The 16088-nt window shown below is 66.1% G+C and carries 12 protein-coding genes; 11 read left to right on the plus strand and 1 reads right to left on the minus strand.

Annotated elements, in window-relative coordinates; genetic code table 11:
* The 8 genes from cysD to AC1DYN_RS08785 form a co-directional block, all read left to right on the plus strand.
* A partial coding sequence (gene cysD, locus AC1DYN_RS08750) for a sulfate adenylyltransferase subunit CysD (RefSeq protein WP_477958733.1) occupies positions 1 to 910 on the plus strand: 910 nt, incomplete at its 5' end.
* Complete coding sequence (locus AC1DYN_RS08755) at positions 910 to 2202, plus strand: sulfate adenylyltransferase subunit 1 (protein ID WP_477958734.1); 1293 nt, start codon at positions 910 to 912, stop codon at positions 2200 to 2202. The genes cysD and AC1DYN_RS08755, both read left to right, overlap by 1 nt.
* Positions 2203 to 2218: 16 nt before the next feature.
* A complete protein-coding gene (cysC, locus tag AC1DYN_RS08760; protein ID WP_477958735.1) occupies positions 2219 to 2875 on the plus strand; it encodes an adenylyl-sulfate kinase in 657 nt (218 codons plus the stop codon).
* Positions 2872 to 3885, plus strand: coding sequence for a hypothetical protein (locus AC1DYN_RS08765; RefSeq protein ID WP_477958736.1), 1014 nt, complete (start codon positions 2872 to 2874; stop codon positions 3883 to 3885). Before cysC ends, AC1DYN_RS08765 begins: the two co-directional genes overlap by 4 nt.
* Positions 3882 to 4973: a sulfotransferase family protein gene (locus AC1DYN_RS08770; protein WP_477958737.1), complete on the plus strand. Its 1092-nt coding sequence runs from the start codon at positions 3882 to 3884 to the stop codon at positions 4971 to 4973. Before AC1DYN_RS08765 ends, AC1DYN_RS08770 begins: the two co-directional genes overlap by 4 nt.
* Positions 4974 to 5365: 392 nt before the next feature.
* Positions 5366 to 8326, plus strand: coding sequence for a di-heme oxidoredictase family protein (locus tag AC1DYN_RS08775; protein WP_477958738.1), 2961 nt, complete (start codon positions 5366 to 5368; stop codon positions 8324 to 8326).
* A 191-nt stretch (positions 8327 to 8517) separates the two neighbouring features.
* Positions 8518 to 9735, plus strand: coding sequence for a PAAR-like domain-containing protein (locus AC1DYN_RS08780; RefSeq protein ID WP_477958739.1), 1218 nt, complete (start codon positions 8518 to 8520; stop codon positions 9733 to 9735).
* A 21-nt stretch (positions 9736 to 9756) separates the two neighbouring features.
* Positions 9757 to 10650, plus strand: a complete 894-nt coding sequence (locus AC1DYN_RS08785) for a Kelch repeat-containing protein (protein WP_477958740.1) — start codon at positions 9757 to 9759, stop codon at positions 10648 to 10650.
* 205 nt (positions 10651 to 10855) lie between these two features.
* Here the strand turns inward: AC1DYN_RS08785 and AC1DYN_RS08790 are convergent, their stop codons facing one another.
* Positions 10856 to 13168: a TonB-dependent receptor gene (locus AC1DYN_RS08790; protein ID WP_477958741.1), complete on the minus strand. Its 2313-nt coding sequence runs from the start codon at positions 13166 to 13168 to the stop codon at positions 10856 to 10858.
* 411 nt (positions 13169 to 13579) lie between these two features.
* Here AC1DYN_RS08790 and AC1DYN_RS08795 point away from each other — a divergent pair, with 411 nt between their 5' ends.
* From AC1DYN_RS08795 to AC1DYN_RS08805, 3 genes are read left to right on the plus strand one after another with little or no spacing between them, the layout of a single operon-like run.
* Positions 13580 to 14572, plus strand: a complete 993-nt coding sequence (locus AC1DYN_RS08795; protein ID WP_477958742.1) for a transglutaminase family protein — start codon at positions 13580 to 13582, stop codon at positions 14570 to 14572.
* A gap of 25 nt (positions 14573 to 14597) precedes the next feature.
* The gene (locus AC1DYN_RS08800; protein WP_477958743.1) at positions 14598 to 15176 is read left to right on the plus strand and encodes a tlde1 domain-containing protein; all 579 of its coding nucleotides are present in this window, start codon (positions 14598 to 14600) and stop codon (positions 15174 to 15176) included.
* A 2-nt stretch (positions 15177 to 15178) separates the two neighbouring features.
* Positions 15179 to 15691: a hypothetical protein gene (locus tag AC1DYN_RS08805; protein WP_477958744.1), complete on the plus strand. Its 513-nt coding sequence runs from the start codon at positions 15179 to 15181 to the stop codon at positions 15689 to 15691.
* The last annotated feature ends 397 nt before the right edge of the window (positions 15692 to 16088 follow it).

Consider the following 16088-nt stretch of genomic DNA (forward strand, 5'->3'; position numbering starts at 1 on the left):
CCACCTCGACTGGCTCGAGGAAGAAGCCATCTTCATCCTGCGCGAGACGGTGGCCGCGTTCGAGCGCCCTGCCCTGCTGTTCTCGGGCGGCAAGGACTCGTGCGTGGTGCTGCGCCTGGCCGAGAAGGCCTTCAAGAACAAGGACGCCAGTGGGCAGTTCAAGGGCCGCCTGCCGTTCCCGCTGCTGCACGTGGACACCGGCCACAACTTCCCGGAAGTGATCGAGTTCCGCGACCGCCGCGTCGCCGAGATGGGCGAGCGGCTGGTGGTGGGCCACCTCGAGGACTCGATCCAGCGCGGCACGGTGCGCCTGTCGCACCCGCTGGARTCGCGCAACGGCCACCAGACCGTCGCGCTGCTCGAAGCGATCGAGGAGCACCGCTTCGACGTGCTGATGGGCGGCGCGCGCCGCGACGAGGAGAAGGCCCGCGCGAAGGAGCGCATCTTCTCGCACCGCGACAGCTTCGGCCAATGGCAGCCGAAGGAGCAGCGCCCCGAGCTGTGGACGCTGTTCAACACCCGCATCAAGCCGGGCGAGCACATGCGCGCCTTCCCGATCAGCAACTGGACCGAGCTGGACGTGTGGCTGTACATCGCGCGCGAGAACATCCCGCTGCCCAGCCTGTACTTCGCGCACGAGCGCCAGGTGATCCGCCGCAAGGGCCTGCTGGTGCCGCTGACCGAGGTGACGCCGCCGCAAGCCGGCGAGCAGGTCGAGACCGCCGAGGTGCGCTTTCGCACCGTGGGCGACATGACCTGCACCTGCCCGGTCGAGAGCCCGGCAGCCAACGCGACCGAGATCGTCGCCGAGACGCTGAAGGTCACCGTCAGCGAACGCGGCGCGACCCGCATGGACGACCGCACCTCCGATGCGTCGATGGAGCGCCGCAAGAAGGAAGGTTATTTCTGATGAGCACGCCGCAACTTCAAGTCAAGGACCACCGCGCGCTGCGCTTTCTCACGGCCGGCAGCGTCGACGACGGCAAGAGCACGCTGATCGGGCGGCTGCTGTTCGACAGCCGCGCGATCCTGGCCGACCAGCTGGACACGCTCGAGAAGCGCGCCGCCGGGGCGCCGATCGACCTGTCGCTGCTCACCGACGGCCTGGAGGCCGAGCGCGAGCAAGGCATCACGATCGACGTGGCCTACCGCTACTTCGCGACCAAGCAGCGCAAGTTCATCATCGCCGACGCGCCCGGCCACGAGCAGTACACCCGCAACATGGTGACGGCCGCGGCCGGCAGCGATGCGGCGGTGGTGCTGGTCGACATCACCAAGCTCGACACGCAGGCGGTGCCGCTGCCGCTGCTGGCGCAGACGCGCCGCCACGCGCTGCTGGCCCACCTGCTGCGCGTGCCGAGCATCGTGTTCGCGGTCAACAAGCTGGACGCGGTGGCCGACCCGGCGCAGGCCTTCGCGGCCACCCAGGCGGCGCTGCTGGCGTTTGCGCAGCAGGCCGGCATCCAGGTGGCCGGCGTGATCCCGGTGTCGGCGCTGCGCGGCGACAACGTCACGCAGCCGCTGGCCGCCCCCTGGTACGACGGCCCGTCGCTGCTGCAGCTGCTGGAGGCCTTGCCGGCGCTGCAGGAGCGCAAGGACGGCGACCTGCTGATCCCGGTGCAGTACGTGGCGCGCGAAGGCGAAGGCACCGGCAACCAGCCGCGCACGCTGCACGGGCGCATCGCGCATGGCCGGGTGAAGGCCGGCGACACGGTGCAGCTGTTCCCGAGCGGGCAGCAGGCGGTGGTGGCCGAGGTGCGGCTGGCCGGCGAGGTGGTCGACGTGGTCGAGGCCGGGCAGTCGGCCGGCGTCGTGCTCGACCGCCAGCTCGACGTGTCGCGCGGCGACTGGATCGCCACGCCGGCCACCGTGCACGAGACGCAGCGCTTCAGCGCGACGCTGGCCTGGCTGGACACCGAACCTGCCGTGGTCGGCCGCAAGTACTGGGTGCGCCACGGCAACCGCTGGGTGCAGGCGCGCATCGCCGCGATCGAGAGCCGGCTGGACATCCACACGCTGGAGGCGATCGACGCGCACCAGCTGGCCGTCAACGAGATCGGCCACGTGATCATCGAGACGCAGCAGCCGCTGCCGGTGGAGTCGTACCAGTCGAACCGCGTCGGCGGCTCGCTGATCATCGTCGACCCGGCCAGCAACCGCACCAGCGGGGCATTGCTGGTCCATGAATGTTCGCCTTCCTGAGAGGCTTGCCCGTGCCATGACGCCTTCCACGCATTCTCTTGTCCGGCCCCGTCCCTGCAATGCCGACACCCACACTTGTCTCAACGTGGTGAAGCACCCCAGCCTGGTCTCGACGGCCGAGCGGCGCACCTTGCTCCGCCAGCAACCGGCGACGGTCTGGTTGACAGGCCTCAGCGGCGCAGGCAAATCCACCTTGGCCTATGCGGTGGAACGCCGGCTGCACGCCCAAGGGCAGTTGGGATTCGTGCTGGATGGCGACAACATCCGCCACCATCTCAGCAGCGATCTTGGCTTCTCGCCTTCAGATCGGCGCGAGAACATCCGGCGTGTCGCGGAAGTTGCCGCCTTGATGAACGACGCGGGGCTGATCGTGTTCACGGCGCTCATTTCGCCACGGCAAGAGGACAGGGAACAGGCGCGATCCATCATCGGCGACGCGAGGTTCATTGAAGTCCATGTCAGCACGGCGCTGGCCGTCTGCGAAGCGCGGGATCCGAAAGGGCTCTACGAAAAGGCTCGAACGGGAGCCATCCCCCATTTCACCGGCGTGTCGGCACCTTACGAGACCCCACCGTCTCCCGCGCTGCGCATCGACACGGACGTGTGCGGCCTCGACCAATCAGCGCAGAAGCTGATGGACTTTCTTGTCCGTCGCTGCGCCCTCGTGCCATGACATCGATCCGGCCATCCGCGTTGACGGACCGCACGGAAACCCTGCCGTCGGTGGACCTGTTCAATGGCGACGCCGACGGCATCTGCAGCCTGCACCAATTGCGCATGGCCGAACCGCGCACAGGGCGCCTCGTCAGTGGCGTCAAGCGCGATATCGACTTGCTCGGGAAGCTGGGCGACACGCATCCGCCCAGCGACATCACCGTGCTGGACGTCTCGTTCGACAGGAACGAAGCCGGCGTGCGCCGCGCACTGCAGGCAGGTGGGCGCGTACGCTACTTCGATCACCATTCGGCACGCAGCTTGTTCTGCCACCCGCGGCTGGAAAGCCATATCGACCCTTCCGCGGTTGTCTGCACATCGTTGCTGGTCGATCGCCACCTGGCCGGCCGCTTTCACGCGTGGGCCATCGCAGGCGCCTTCGGCGACAACCTGCTCGATGTCGCGCGCAGTCTTTCCGCGCAGCGCGGGCTCACCATGAACCAGACGGCGAGCCTCGAGCAGCTGGGGCAGCTCCTCAACTACAACGCCTACGGCGAGGCCATCGAAGACCTGCACTTCTCGCCGATCGACCTCTATCGAGCGGTGCACAACTTCGAGAGCCCATTCGGCTTCATCGCCGACGCAGACGAATATCGTCGCCTGGCCGCCGGCCGCGCCGACGACCAGCATCACCTCGAGACGCTCGCGCCCTATTGGCGAAGCATCGATGGCGATGTCTATCTGCTTCCGGAAACGGCATGGGCCCGGCGGCTTTCCGGAACGCTGGCGAACCGCCTCGCCCGCGAAGCGCCAGACAGGTCATTCGCGGTCCTCACGCGCCGTTCGGACGGTCACTTCCTGGTCAGCGTCCGCTCGCCTGCGCAGCGCAATTCGGCGGAAGCGTTGTGCCGTCTCTATCCAGGTGGCGGTGGACGGCATGCCGCCGCCGGCATCGATCGTTTGCCGGTGAGCGAACTGGAGCAGTTCATCGCCGACTTTTCAAACCACATCACAGGGAAGCCCTCATGACCCATCAGCCGCCCATCTCCACATCCAATCCGGGCCGCCCGCGCCCGCTTCTGATGGTGCCGCTGCGTCGGTGCGGAAGCCACGCGCTGAGACTCAGGCTGAATTTCAGTGAAGGCTTCTACTCGCCTTACCCCCTGCACATCGTCGATTTCATGCCGCTGCTGCCCCTCTATGGCGATTTGACCGAGGACCGCAACTACTTCCAGCTCGTCGTGGACGTCGTCGGCCTGCAGGCCGCAAGCATGGTGAAGTGGCCCGACGTGGCGTTCGACCCGGGCGAGATCTTCGACGCAATCAAGGCGGACAAGCGCAGCGTGCATCGCGTGGTGTGGGAGCTTCTCTTGCGCAGCGGCGAACGGCACCATGCGCGCGTCGTGATGGACAAATCGCTGGACAGCATCCACTACGCCACCGAGCTGATGGGGCTCTTTCCGGACATGTTGTTCCTGAACGTGGTGAGGGACCCGCGCGCCCAGGTGGCCTCGATGAACCGCGCGATCATCCATGACTTCGACAGCACGCTCAATGCGATGACGTGGGTCGCCGCCCATGATGCGGCCCAGCGTCTCGTCCAGGCCCATCCAGAGCGCGTCCTCACCATCCGGTACGAGGATTTCCTCGCTGACCAGGAGCTCGTCCTGCGTGGCATCTGCGACTTCATCGGGTTGGACTTCCTTCCGCAGATGCTCGACGTGGCGGCTTCCACCGAAGCACGGCAGATGTCGAAGTTGTCGGACCTGTGGTCATCCAACTGCTTCGGCCCCATCCCGGCCAACAGGGACAAGTTCAAGAGCCAGCTGGGCATCGACGAAATCGAGATCATCGAGACGGTGGCGGGAGAGCACATGCGCTCCTACGGTTATGAATTCATGACCGACGCGAATGCTCCCATTCCAGACGAGGCGGTCCTCGCCTCGCGCGCCCAGCGATCCGCCCTGGGTCGGGCGCAGGCATGGAGCCAGCTCAGCACCGCCAACTACCGCGACTTCGTTCTGCGACGGGTCAGGGCGGACCACCTGGCCTGCGTACGCGAACGCTTGAGCCTCGCGCACCCATCTCGGCTTGATGTCGCGACCGCCCCGACATGAGGCCGTGACCGCCGTGGCGCCTGAGCTGGGCGCCCCGCATGCCGCCTTGGACTGATATCGGTTCCACAGAATACCGAATGGCAGCTATCGCCGATCCCGATGGCACGGTGCAAACCCTGTCGATACCCCTGCAGACGCAAAGCCACAAACTGTTGTCCGGCACCTTCAGCGGTCAAGCTTGTATCCACTTGTTTCAGTCGCTGAAACCGCTTCCGCCCGGGCTTCCCTGACGCAGCGCCGCGCTCCGAGGGTCCCCGCAGTTCCTGCCAGGCGCTGTCAGATGGGCTGGCATCAAACCTGCGCATGTAGTCCCGTATGCACCCGGTGCTGAAGGTTCGTGAAAGTCCTTCAGCGCCACCCCAGCAAACGGACATGAGCAAGGACCTGCAAGCATGAAGCACACGATTCCCGAGGGCCAGAGCCGGTCGCGCGCCGCGTTGGCGCTGACCTCCCTCTTCCTGGCGGCTGCCGTCCTCAGCGGCTGCGGCGGCAAGGATTCGGATTCCGCCGCCGCGGCGCCGAGCCCGAGCGCCGATGCGCCCGCCCAGCCGCCCGTCGTGGGCGGCAATGACCCCAACCCTCCGGTCAACGAACCCGCACCGGCCCCGGCGCCCCCGTCGCTGCCGACCCCCGGCGCCCCGGCCGCGCCCGCGCCGACGCCCGCGCAGCAACTGCCCGCCGGCGTCGACATGAGCAAGCCCGGCGTGGCCGTCGTGCCGACCAAGGCCACCGCGTCGAGCGCCAACGGCGGCAACACCGCCGACAAGGCGATCGACGGCGTCGTCACCAACAACAGCCGTTGGGAAAGCTCGCAGAGCGACGACAACTGGATCCAGTTCGACTTCGGCGCCAAGACCCAGATCGGCTACATGAAGCTGGTGTGGGAGAACGCGTACGCCAAGGAATACACCATCCAGGTCTCCGATGACGGCCAGACCTGGTACCAGCTGCGCTACGTGGCCGACAGCAAGGGCGGCACGGAAGAGTTCTACAACCTGAACGCCAACGTCCGCTACGTCCGCGTCAACGGCGTCAAGCGCGCCACCAACTACGGCTACTCGGTCATCGAGGCGAGCTTCAAGTCGCCGGGCAGCGACAACACGCTGGGCTCCACGGTCGCCACCTCGTACATCCCGCACCCGGCCGACGGCTCCCAACTCGTCGCGCCGCCGGCCTCGAAGGCGCCGATCGAAACCGTGCAGTTCTCGCTGCCCGACGGCACCCTGGTCACCCGCTTCGGTTTCGTCGGCCGCCCGCGCCACGCCCGTGAGCGCGGCGAGGCCTGGAACGAAATCGGCTACGGCCCGAACGACACCGTCGATGCCAACGGCAACCCGCAGGACAAGGGCGGCGGCGTCTACCTGAACTTCGTCGCCAACTACTTCAAGAACCGCACCTGGGGCACCGAGTTCATCGACAACAGCAAGGTGGCCGGCGTCACCAAGCCGACGCTGGTCGTCAACCAGTACTTCCAGGAAGCCCAGCGCGGCGGCGGCCATTCGTTCTTCCGTCGCTTCGACAACGCCGGCGTCACCGACTACGGCTGGATGTCGCCCGGCGACCTGCTGGACGACACGACCTACACCGACGGCTTCGTCGACAAGACCTCGTGCCCGGTCGTGCCCAAGCCGCCGCAGACCGCGCTGCTGAAGCCGAACAGCGGCTACAACGGAGTCATCGGCGCCAATGACGGTTGCAGCGTGGTGCTCAGCGAGTACCCCGGCTACAACTCGCTGGTGCCGGACGCCAACGGCGTGATGGTGCCGAACGGCCCGCACGTCAACGGCCGTGCGCTGAAGTCCGGCGACGTGATGGAGTTCACCGGCTCGTTCTTCTCGTCGCGTGCGGCGATGGATGCCGTCGGCGACGCCGGCGCCTTCCGCTACTACACCAACGAAGTCACCTACGTGATGGGCGAGGGCCTGCGYCCCTGGTACGGCGTGCAGCCGCGCCTGATGAACGCGCCGATCCCGGAGTCGGCGCTGTCGGGCGGCATCGGATCGACCTCGTACGACTACTCGGACAACAGCCCGCTGATGTTCCAGCAGCCGCACAACCACATCGGCATGCAGAACATGCAGCGCTTCGTGGAAGGTCGCCGCTGGTTCCACACCAGCATGCAGACCGGCGACCACACCGAGAACGGCAACGACCGCAACCAGGCCGCGGTGGGCCTGCAAGGGCCGATGTTCAACCAGTCGACCTGCTTCGGCTGCCACATCAACAACGGCCGCAGCCTGGCGCCAACCGTCGTGAACCAGCGCATCGACACGATGGCGGTGCGCACGGCCGAGACGGACTCCAGCGGCCGCCAGGTGCCGCACTCGATGTACGGCCTGGGCGTGCAGATGAACGCCAAGCCGTCCACCGACGCCGTCAAGCGTGACTGGGGCACCGGCGTGCGCGTCGCGGGCTTCGAGCTCAAGACCGTGAAGCTGGCCGACGGCACCTCGGTCGAGCTGAGCAAGCCGAAGATCGCGTTCGACGGCCCGACCCCGACCGTGTTCTCGGTGCGCAGCGCCCAGCCGGTGATCGGCATGGGCCTGCTCGAAGCGATCCCGGATGCCGACATCATTGCGCGTGCCAAGGCCACCCCGGACGCCGACGGCGTCAAGGGCGTCGCGAACTACGTGTTCGATCCGGAAACCGGGGCCGTGCGCCTGGGCCGCTATGGCTGGAAGGCATCCAAGGTCAGCCTGCGCCACCAGGCCGCCGCGGCCGCTCTGCTGGACATGTCGGTCACGACGCCGCTGTTCCCGAACCGCGACTGCCTGTACGGCCCGGCCAAGTGCACCACCACCAACCGTGTCGACGCGGGCCTGACCGACGATGCGCTGACGCTGCTGGAGCGCTATGTCGCGCTGCTCGCGGTGCCGGCGCAGCGCAGCCTGGCCAGCGGCTTCCCGAAGGGCGTGTCGGCACTGTCGGCACTGAACGTGGATCCGGCCAAGGTCACGGCCGGCGCCAAGGTCTTCACCGACATCAAGTGCGGCAGCTGCCACACCGTCGAGATGAAGACCGGCAACACGCACGAGTTCGCCGAGGTGCGCAACCAGACGATCCGGCCGTACACCGACATGCTGCTGCATGACATGGGCCCGGACCTGGCCGACAACCTGACCGAAGGCCTGGCCACCGGCGGCATGTGGCGCACGTCGGCGCTGTGGGGCATCGGCTACACCGAGCTGGTCGCCAAGGGCATGAAGGTCGGCTACATGCACGACAGCCGCGCCCGCACCCTCACCGAGGCCATCATGTGGCACGGCGGTGAAGGCACGGCCAGCCGCGATCGCTTCGCGGCGCTGAGCAAGGCCGATCGGGACGCCATCCTGGCTTTCCTGAACTCGCTGTAAGGCGCTGAGTCCCTCGCAAACGCCGCCTTCGGGCGGCGTTTGTCATTGGGGATGTGACCATCCTCACTTCAGTCCACGGCGCCAGGGGTTTACCTTGCGGGTGCAGTGCGCACGCACGCCCGACCCAGGCCTGCGACCCGATCGACGCGAACCCGCTCCTTGCAGGTGCGCAACACAGACGCTGAGCTCGCATGGGGAAGCCGGTATTTGCCAACGGCATGGAGGTGTCGAGCAAGTCCATGGACGGCAAGTCGATCTGTGCCTTCCCGGACACATGCTTCACGCCGCCACTGACCCCCGCCACACCGCCGGGCGTGCCCGTGCCCTACCCGAACACCGGCCTGGCCTCGGACACGACCGACGGCTCCAGCACGGTCAAGGTCGGCGGGAAGGAGGTGATGCTCAAGAACAAGTCGTACTTCAAGCAAAGCACGGGCGACGAGGCCGGCTGCGCGCCCAAGAAGGGCGTCGTAACCAGCAAGATCAAGGGCAAGGTGTATTTCAATGCCTGGTCGATGAACGTGCAGATCGAAGGCGAAAACGTCGTACGGCACCTCGACCTGACCACGCACAACCATGCTTCGCAGCCTGGCAACTCGCCACCGATGACGCACATCGCCTCCCAGGCGCTCGCCAAGATCCCGGGTTGTGGCAAGGATGCCTCCGAGGTCGAGTCGAAGTGCACCGGCGACCCGGAGCCCGACCACTGCCCCGGCGCATTGGCGACGCCGGTCGAGGCCGGCCAGAAGAACTGGATTCGTGACCAGCTCGGCCGGCCCAAGCCGGCGCGTACCCCGACCACCCACCCAAGCGCCCCGGCCGCGATGAGCGGTCACGGGCCGCTGGCGCCGACCTCCGAAGCCGCGACCATGCAGGCAGGGGCCATGGCAGAGAAGGATGCGGACGCGAGCCCGTGCGCGAAAGCGATGCGCTGCCACCTGCGGCCCTTCAATGCCACGCCTGCCGATGGCAAATCCGGCTGCTGCCCCGGCCAGACGCCGCACCACATTCCGCCGAAGACCCTGCTGATCGGGGTCGTCGAGGGCTATGACGACAACACCGCCCTGTGCGTCTGCATGGAAGGGATGACACAGCACGCGGGCTCGCACGGCAAGAACCACCGGGCCATCGACTACCTGGCCGAGCGCGCCAAGAAGGCCGGCAAAATCGACGCCCAGAACAAGTGCTCGCTGGACACCTACAACGGCGTCTGCGCGGCGGCCGTCGCTGCACAATGCGGTTGCGAGGAGGACTGCATCAAGGCACAGCTGGACAAGTCGTTCACGCAGAAGCAGCGCGACACCCAGATCACGCACAAGCCGTCTTTCAGCAAACAGCCGATCGAAGGCTTCCAAGGCCAGCTGGACCAGAAGTTCCCGGTTCCGGTCAACCGGGGTACCACTCGCTGACGAAGAGAAAGCAACCGCACGATGGACCATCAGGAATCCACCTTTCTTGCCGGCTGCGCGCCGTTCCACGACTTGTGCTTCGTCGCGAAGCAACTCGACGAGCTGGCGGCGCAACAGGTCAACAATTCGACATTCCTCGTGCTGGACGGCGGCGCCTGGACCAAGTATCCGGAGTCGGTGGGCTGGCCCGCGGTGGCGGCGGCCACCATCAAGCCGCCGGGTCAGCGTCGGGCGCTCGTGTTCATCGGTGCGGACAAGGACGTGTGGGAGATCGACACCGAGACGCTGCAGCAGACGGACGGCGAGATGCGCGAAGCCCGGTTCGCGCTCGCATCCCTCGCGGCCATCGAAAACGTCGTCTTTGCCTGCGGCATGGGCCGCGAGGTGTTGCGGCGCGATGCGCCCGGGGTCTGGCAGCGCATCGGTCCGCCGTTGGGCGAGCACGAGCCCGGCATCATCGGCTTCGAAGACATGGCCGGCTTCTCCACGGGCGAGATGTATGCCGTCGGCTGGCAGGGGGAAATCTGGCTTTGCCATCAGGGCGCGTGGCATCGCATCGACAGTCCGGTATCCGCCAACTTGAACGCGGTGTGCTGCACCCCGGACGGCTGGGTCTATGCGGTGGGCGACGAGGGCACCGTGCTGCGCGGACGAGGCGAGGTCTGGTCGGTGCTCGACACCGGACGCCAGGAGAACCTGCAGGACGTCTGCTTTTTTGAGGGCAACGTCTTCGTTGCCAGCGACTTTCGCATCCTGTGCCTGGACGGTGACGCGCTGGTGCCGGACACCCGGTTCAGCGGCCCGGCCCGGCCCACCAGTTGCCTGCGGCTGTTGGCGGGCGAAGACGGCGTGATCTCGATGGGGCCCAAAGACCTGTATCTGTTTCGCGGCGGGCAGTGGGCTTCGTTGATCTGAGGACGAGTTCGTCGGCTTTCGTGGGCTGGCCCTACCTGTTCTGAAGGCGATGGAGCCCGATTGAACCTCTTGCTGGTCGAGGATGACGCGCTGCTGAAGACGGTAGGTGTGGCCGAGCCGTTGGCCGCAGCGCTTGCGCTCATTTCACCCTGAGCCGCGAATTGAGCTGGCCGCACTTGGCGGCCCATCTCGGGCCACCGAGGAGTCAGATCCCAGCCCCGCCGAAAGACACCCGCAGCCCAACCCACCCCGCCCGCGGCGCCCCCGGCGCCACGAACTGCTCGTTCCTCCAATCCGCCGGCGCCTGCACCGCCCCATTCGCAGCGAACCCATTCGTGCCGAGCAGCCCGCCCGTCGAATAGCGGCGATCGAACACGTTCGACACCTTGCCGAACACCTCCCACCCCGGCCGGAGTTTCCAGCTCGTGGTCAGGTCCAGCAAGGCAAACCCCGCCGTGCTGCCGCTGCCGAAGAAGTCCACGCCATCGGCCTGGTGGGCATTGTTCTCGTTGCCACGCACGTACTGCTTCGACTGCGCCCGCACTTGCGCACCGACGCTCCAGCTCGGCGTGGCCTGCAGGTCCACGCTGAGCTTGAGCGTGTGCGCCGGCAGGCCCGGAAGCCGGTTGCCCTTGCGCACCTCGATCTCGTCGTCGCCGGTGCAGGCCGCGCTGGTCTCGGCCGTGCTGTTGGATTCGGAGACCAGGCAGGCCGACGAGTCGAAAGTGGCGCGCAGCCAGCTGTACGACAGCGCCCAGTTCAGCGTGCCGGTCTGCTGCGACACGCCCAACTCCACGCCCTGGCGCACCGTGCGCCCGACGTTGCTGAAATACCCCGCCGACAACCCGTTGCTGATGAACAGCAGGTCGTCCCGGTTGATGGTGCGGAAGACCGACGCGTTCCACCGCAGCCCCTCCGCCAGCGAGCCGCGCACGCCCGCCTCCAGCGTCTGCGAGACCACCTGCTTCAGCGGCGGGTCCGACTGCAGCGCATTCGGCAGCACGCAGGCATGGGCCGGGTCCGAGCAGCCCAGCTCGATCGGGCTGGGCGCGCGGTTGCCCTGGCTCCAGCTGCCGTACGCGGTGAAGGTGGGCGTCACCTGCCAGGTCGCGCCGAGGGCCGGGTTGAACTTGCGGTAGCGGTCTTGCGCGTCCAGGCTGGTCGGCAGCCCCAGCTCGACGCGGCCGTCGTCCTCCGTGCTGACGCGCGTGTCGTTGTAGCGTCCCGAGACGGTGAGCTGCAGGTCGGTCCGCAGCGCGAACAGGTCGCTGAAGTAGACACTCGTGGTGCGGCTGCGACCGGAGACCTTCGCGTCGATCTCCGCGGCCTCGGTCGGAATCACTGCACGGCTCGCGTCGAGCATCCCCTCGGCCTCGCTCTGCTCGAAGTGGTTGCGCGAGCGGTCGTGCGACAGCCCGAAGGTGACGCGATGCGGCTGGGCATTCCAGGTCGCCTGCACCGCCAGGCCTTCGCTGTCGGTGCGCGTGCGGGTGCGGTTTTCGACGCCGGTTTCCTCGACCGCGGGCGGGTCGTAGTCGTCGTTCAGGTCGCCGTTCAACGTCGACGCGCGGTTGCGGCGCGCGTAGGCCGTCGCCGCCATCTCCCACTGCGGGCCCAGCTGGGCGGTGGTGTTGAAGGTCAGCAGTGTCGCCTCGTTGTCGGTCAGGTCGGGCCGGGTGTAGACCTGCTCGCGGCGCTGCGCCAGCATCGACTCGGGCAGCCCGCCGTTGCCGATCAGCTGGTTGTCGGCATGGCCCAGGCTCAGGTCCCACGAGAAGCCGCTGCTGCGCTGCCCACCCTTGACGAACAGCTGCCGCACGCGCGACGGCGACTCGTCGCGCCAGCCGTCTTCGTTCAGCGCACTGAAGGCCATGAAGAGATGCCCCGCCTCACCGAGCTTGCGGCCGTGGGTCAGCTCGGTGCTGATGCGGCCGAACGAGCCGCCTTCCACCTCGATCCCGGTGCCGGGGTGCGTATCGCCGCTCTTGGTCTGCATCGACAACGCACCGCCCAGCGTGTTCAGCCCGAACAGCGGATTGGAACCCGGCAGCAGCGTGATGTTGGCGATCGCGGCGCGCGGCAAGAGGTCCCAGTTGACGACGTCGCCGAAGGGTTCGTTGACCCGCACGCCGTCGAGGAACACCGACAGCCCCTGCGGCGTGCCGAGCAGCGGGCTGGCGGTGAAGCCGCGGTAGTTCACGTCCATCTGGTACGGGTTGCCCTGCACCTCGTTGACGTTGACGCTGGGCAGCTGCGTGCGCATGAACTCGGGCAGGTTCAGGCTTTGCAGCTGGCGCAGCCGACGGTCGGTGGCGGTCTGGACGTTGGACGGGATCTGGTCCTTGGGCACGCCGGTGCCCGGCACGGGCGTGGTCTGCACGACCTCGACCTCGGGCAGCACGACGACGGGCGGGGCCGCCGTCGGTGCCGAAGCCGGCGTCGAAGCTGATTGCGCGTAGGCGGCGGGCGAGAGGGCGGTCAATGCCAGCAGCGCAGCGTTCGCACGGGGGTGATGCATCTCGGGTCTCCGGTGGTGTGTCGTCCTTGTCTCGGAGTTGCGGGAGTCGTCCGGGTGGTGGGTGCCCCACGCTAACAAGCGGGGTCGATGCAGGCCAGGGAAAAATTCCCGGCAGCGCTGCTCGTTAACACCAAGGGCGATCTGTCCTGTCGGACCGGCCTTGACGATGCCTTCGTCCCGCGAGTAGATTGCGGGCACTTTCGGCGCCTCACTGGGCGCAACCTCAGCGGCACGCTCGCCACACGGCCGGCACAGCCCGTCAGCGCAAGTTCTTTGCGCGCTGCATCCACGATGTATCAGCGCTTGCGGTGCCACCGACTCGAGTCGGTGCACGGCGAGGTTCATGGCGTGCGCCCGGCTGGCGCGTGCGCTCCAACGTGCGGAAAGATCATGAAGACTCTCTCACTCTGTATGGCTGCGATGCTGCTCGGTTGCGCAGCGGCGTTCGCACAGAACGCGCCCCTGCCGAAGCCCGTGGCTTTCACGGCGAACTTTCAATCGATCAAGGCAGAACTCGAGAAACCGGATGAGGTGTTCGACCTCGGCGATTTCACTCTCTCCCTGCAACGAATGCTCGACCCGAGCATCGACATCCCCGCCAACCTGAAGCGAATCGATGCCATGGTGGGGGAGGTCAAGGTGACGTTCCCCGTCATGGCGAACAGCAGGGTGAAGGTGGAGGCCCTGAAGAAGTACCTGTACGTGGCAGGCCCGTGGAACGGCAACCGCCCTTTCCAGTACGACCTCGACGACCCTCTGGGTCAGAACATTCGCAACAAGCTCCTGTCCAGCTATCTCGACAGCCACAAGGGGAACTGCGTTTCGATGCCGAGCCTGTTCGTCGTCCTCGGTCAAAGGATCGGCCTGGACGTGACGCTCACGACCGTACCCACGCACGTCTTCGTCAAGTACCGCGACGAGAGTGGGCAGTTCTACAACATCGAGACGACAAGCGGCGGCGGATTCGCTCGCGATGTCTGGATGCGACAGCTCTACGAGATGACCGACCTGTCCTTGAAAACCGGCATCTACATGCGGCCGCTTTCAAAGAAGGAGGCAGCGGTCCAGGTGGTCGACACCTTGCTCGAGTTCTATGCAGCGAACGGCGTCATGCAACCTCGCGTGGACCTGGCACTGCTCTCGCTGCGCCACGCGCCGAGACACGTCAACGGCATGTTGCACCTCGCAGCAGCCTACGGTTTGATGGCCGAGGTCTCCTACATGTTCGACTACAACAGCCCCGACCCACGGATGACATTGAAGGAGCGGCTCAAGTACCAGGACTTGATGCGAGAGGCCATGGAATGGGATCAACGTGCCCAGTCGCCCGGTTGGCGCCCCAGCAGCCCGGAAGCCGAGTCCGCCTATCTCAGGCGGATCGAGGACACCAAGAAGTCTTTGTAGACAACAGCAACCTGGAGAACAGAAGATGTCCAATCGAATCGACCTCAAGCCTTGGGTGATCATGCTTACCCTGACATCTCTGCATGAAGGCGCGGCGGCGCACTACACGCAGCCAGATCCCATCGGCCTTGCCGGAGGTATCAACTCATACGCATACGTCGGCGGAAACCCGATCACCCGGATTGATCCCGCGGGACTCGAGTGGGTCTATGTCCAATCAACCGGCCAGATGTATTACCAACCCACAGCCAATCTCGGAGGTGGCCCCCCGCAGCCAATCGGCGGGCCCATGTACGCCGGCCATGGTGCAGGAGTGAACAACCCTGCGCTCGATCTCATTCCGTCAGTGGGTCCATTGCCGGCCGGCACCTACACCATCGGCCAACAACAAAACAATGTCACAGGGTCCGGTTTGAGTTTGCCCGGCTCGATGCGTCTCACCCCGGACGCGAGCAACTGGATGCATGGTCGATCCGGTTTCCTCATCCACGGCGACAACAGCGCCGGGATTCAATCAGCATCCGAGGGATGCATCATTCAACCCAGAAGCATTCGAGATCTGATGGGCGCAAGCCAGGATCGCGCGCTTCGTGTCGTTCCATAGCCATGCGCGCACTTTCCGGTCTCGTTGTTGGGTTGTTGCTGGCCAGCGTTGCGTTCGCCATTGACGATCGCGCCATGGAGGTGCCGGCAGGCGGGCAGGTCATCGTCGAGAGAACTCACGCCAGTCAATCGGTACGCGCGGTGATCGCCACGGCAGCGATATCAGGAACGACGGAATCACGCGACGTTTCGGCGCTCGTCGAGCGAGAGTGCACACCACGGGACAGCCCATGCAGCCTCGTCACGGGACTTGAAATTGCCGTGAATGGTCGACAACTCGTTGTTCCCCGATCGTCCTTCCGTGGCCTCGGCAACGTTCGAACTGCCGCGCTGATCCCGAAGCGGGAGTCCTTCCATCTTGTCCTTCGCGGAGGGGACGGAGCAGAAGGATTTGTTGCAACCATCGTGTTCGATCGGGATCGCGTACTCAAACGCATGCTTGCCAGCAGCTTGGCCCCGAAGGACGCACTCGAGGAGACGACCTATCGGATTCAGAAAGAGTCATTCGATCAGTAGGGCAGGCCCTTGCATTCCAAGACGATCATCGGATCAGCGCTTCTGATGGCGGGGCTAGACGCCCCGTGTCATGCAGCGCCAAGCCACCAGTGCGGTTCGGCCCCGCCTCCTCTGACCGCGGCGGTCAACGCGAGCCACGGCTCGTTCGTCTTCATCTTTCCGCGCCAATTGAAGGAAGACAATACAGGTTGTCAGACCCTGTGGAATGCGCGGGGAGAGGTCGTCTTCGTCTTGACGTTCAAGCGCGGTCTAGTCACTTCTTATGAGGAGTTCCCGAGGTCCGGGGGGCTTGGTCTCTCTTGCGCGTACCGAGGCAGAAAGCTTCGCACGGCTTCTGATGAATGCCCCTCGTACGACGAGATCGCCTCGCGCTTCAAGACATTGCCCGAGGAAGAAG

Source organism: Rhizobacter sp. P2_D12, from assembly GCF_056404395.1.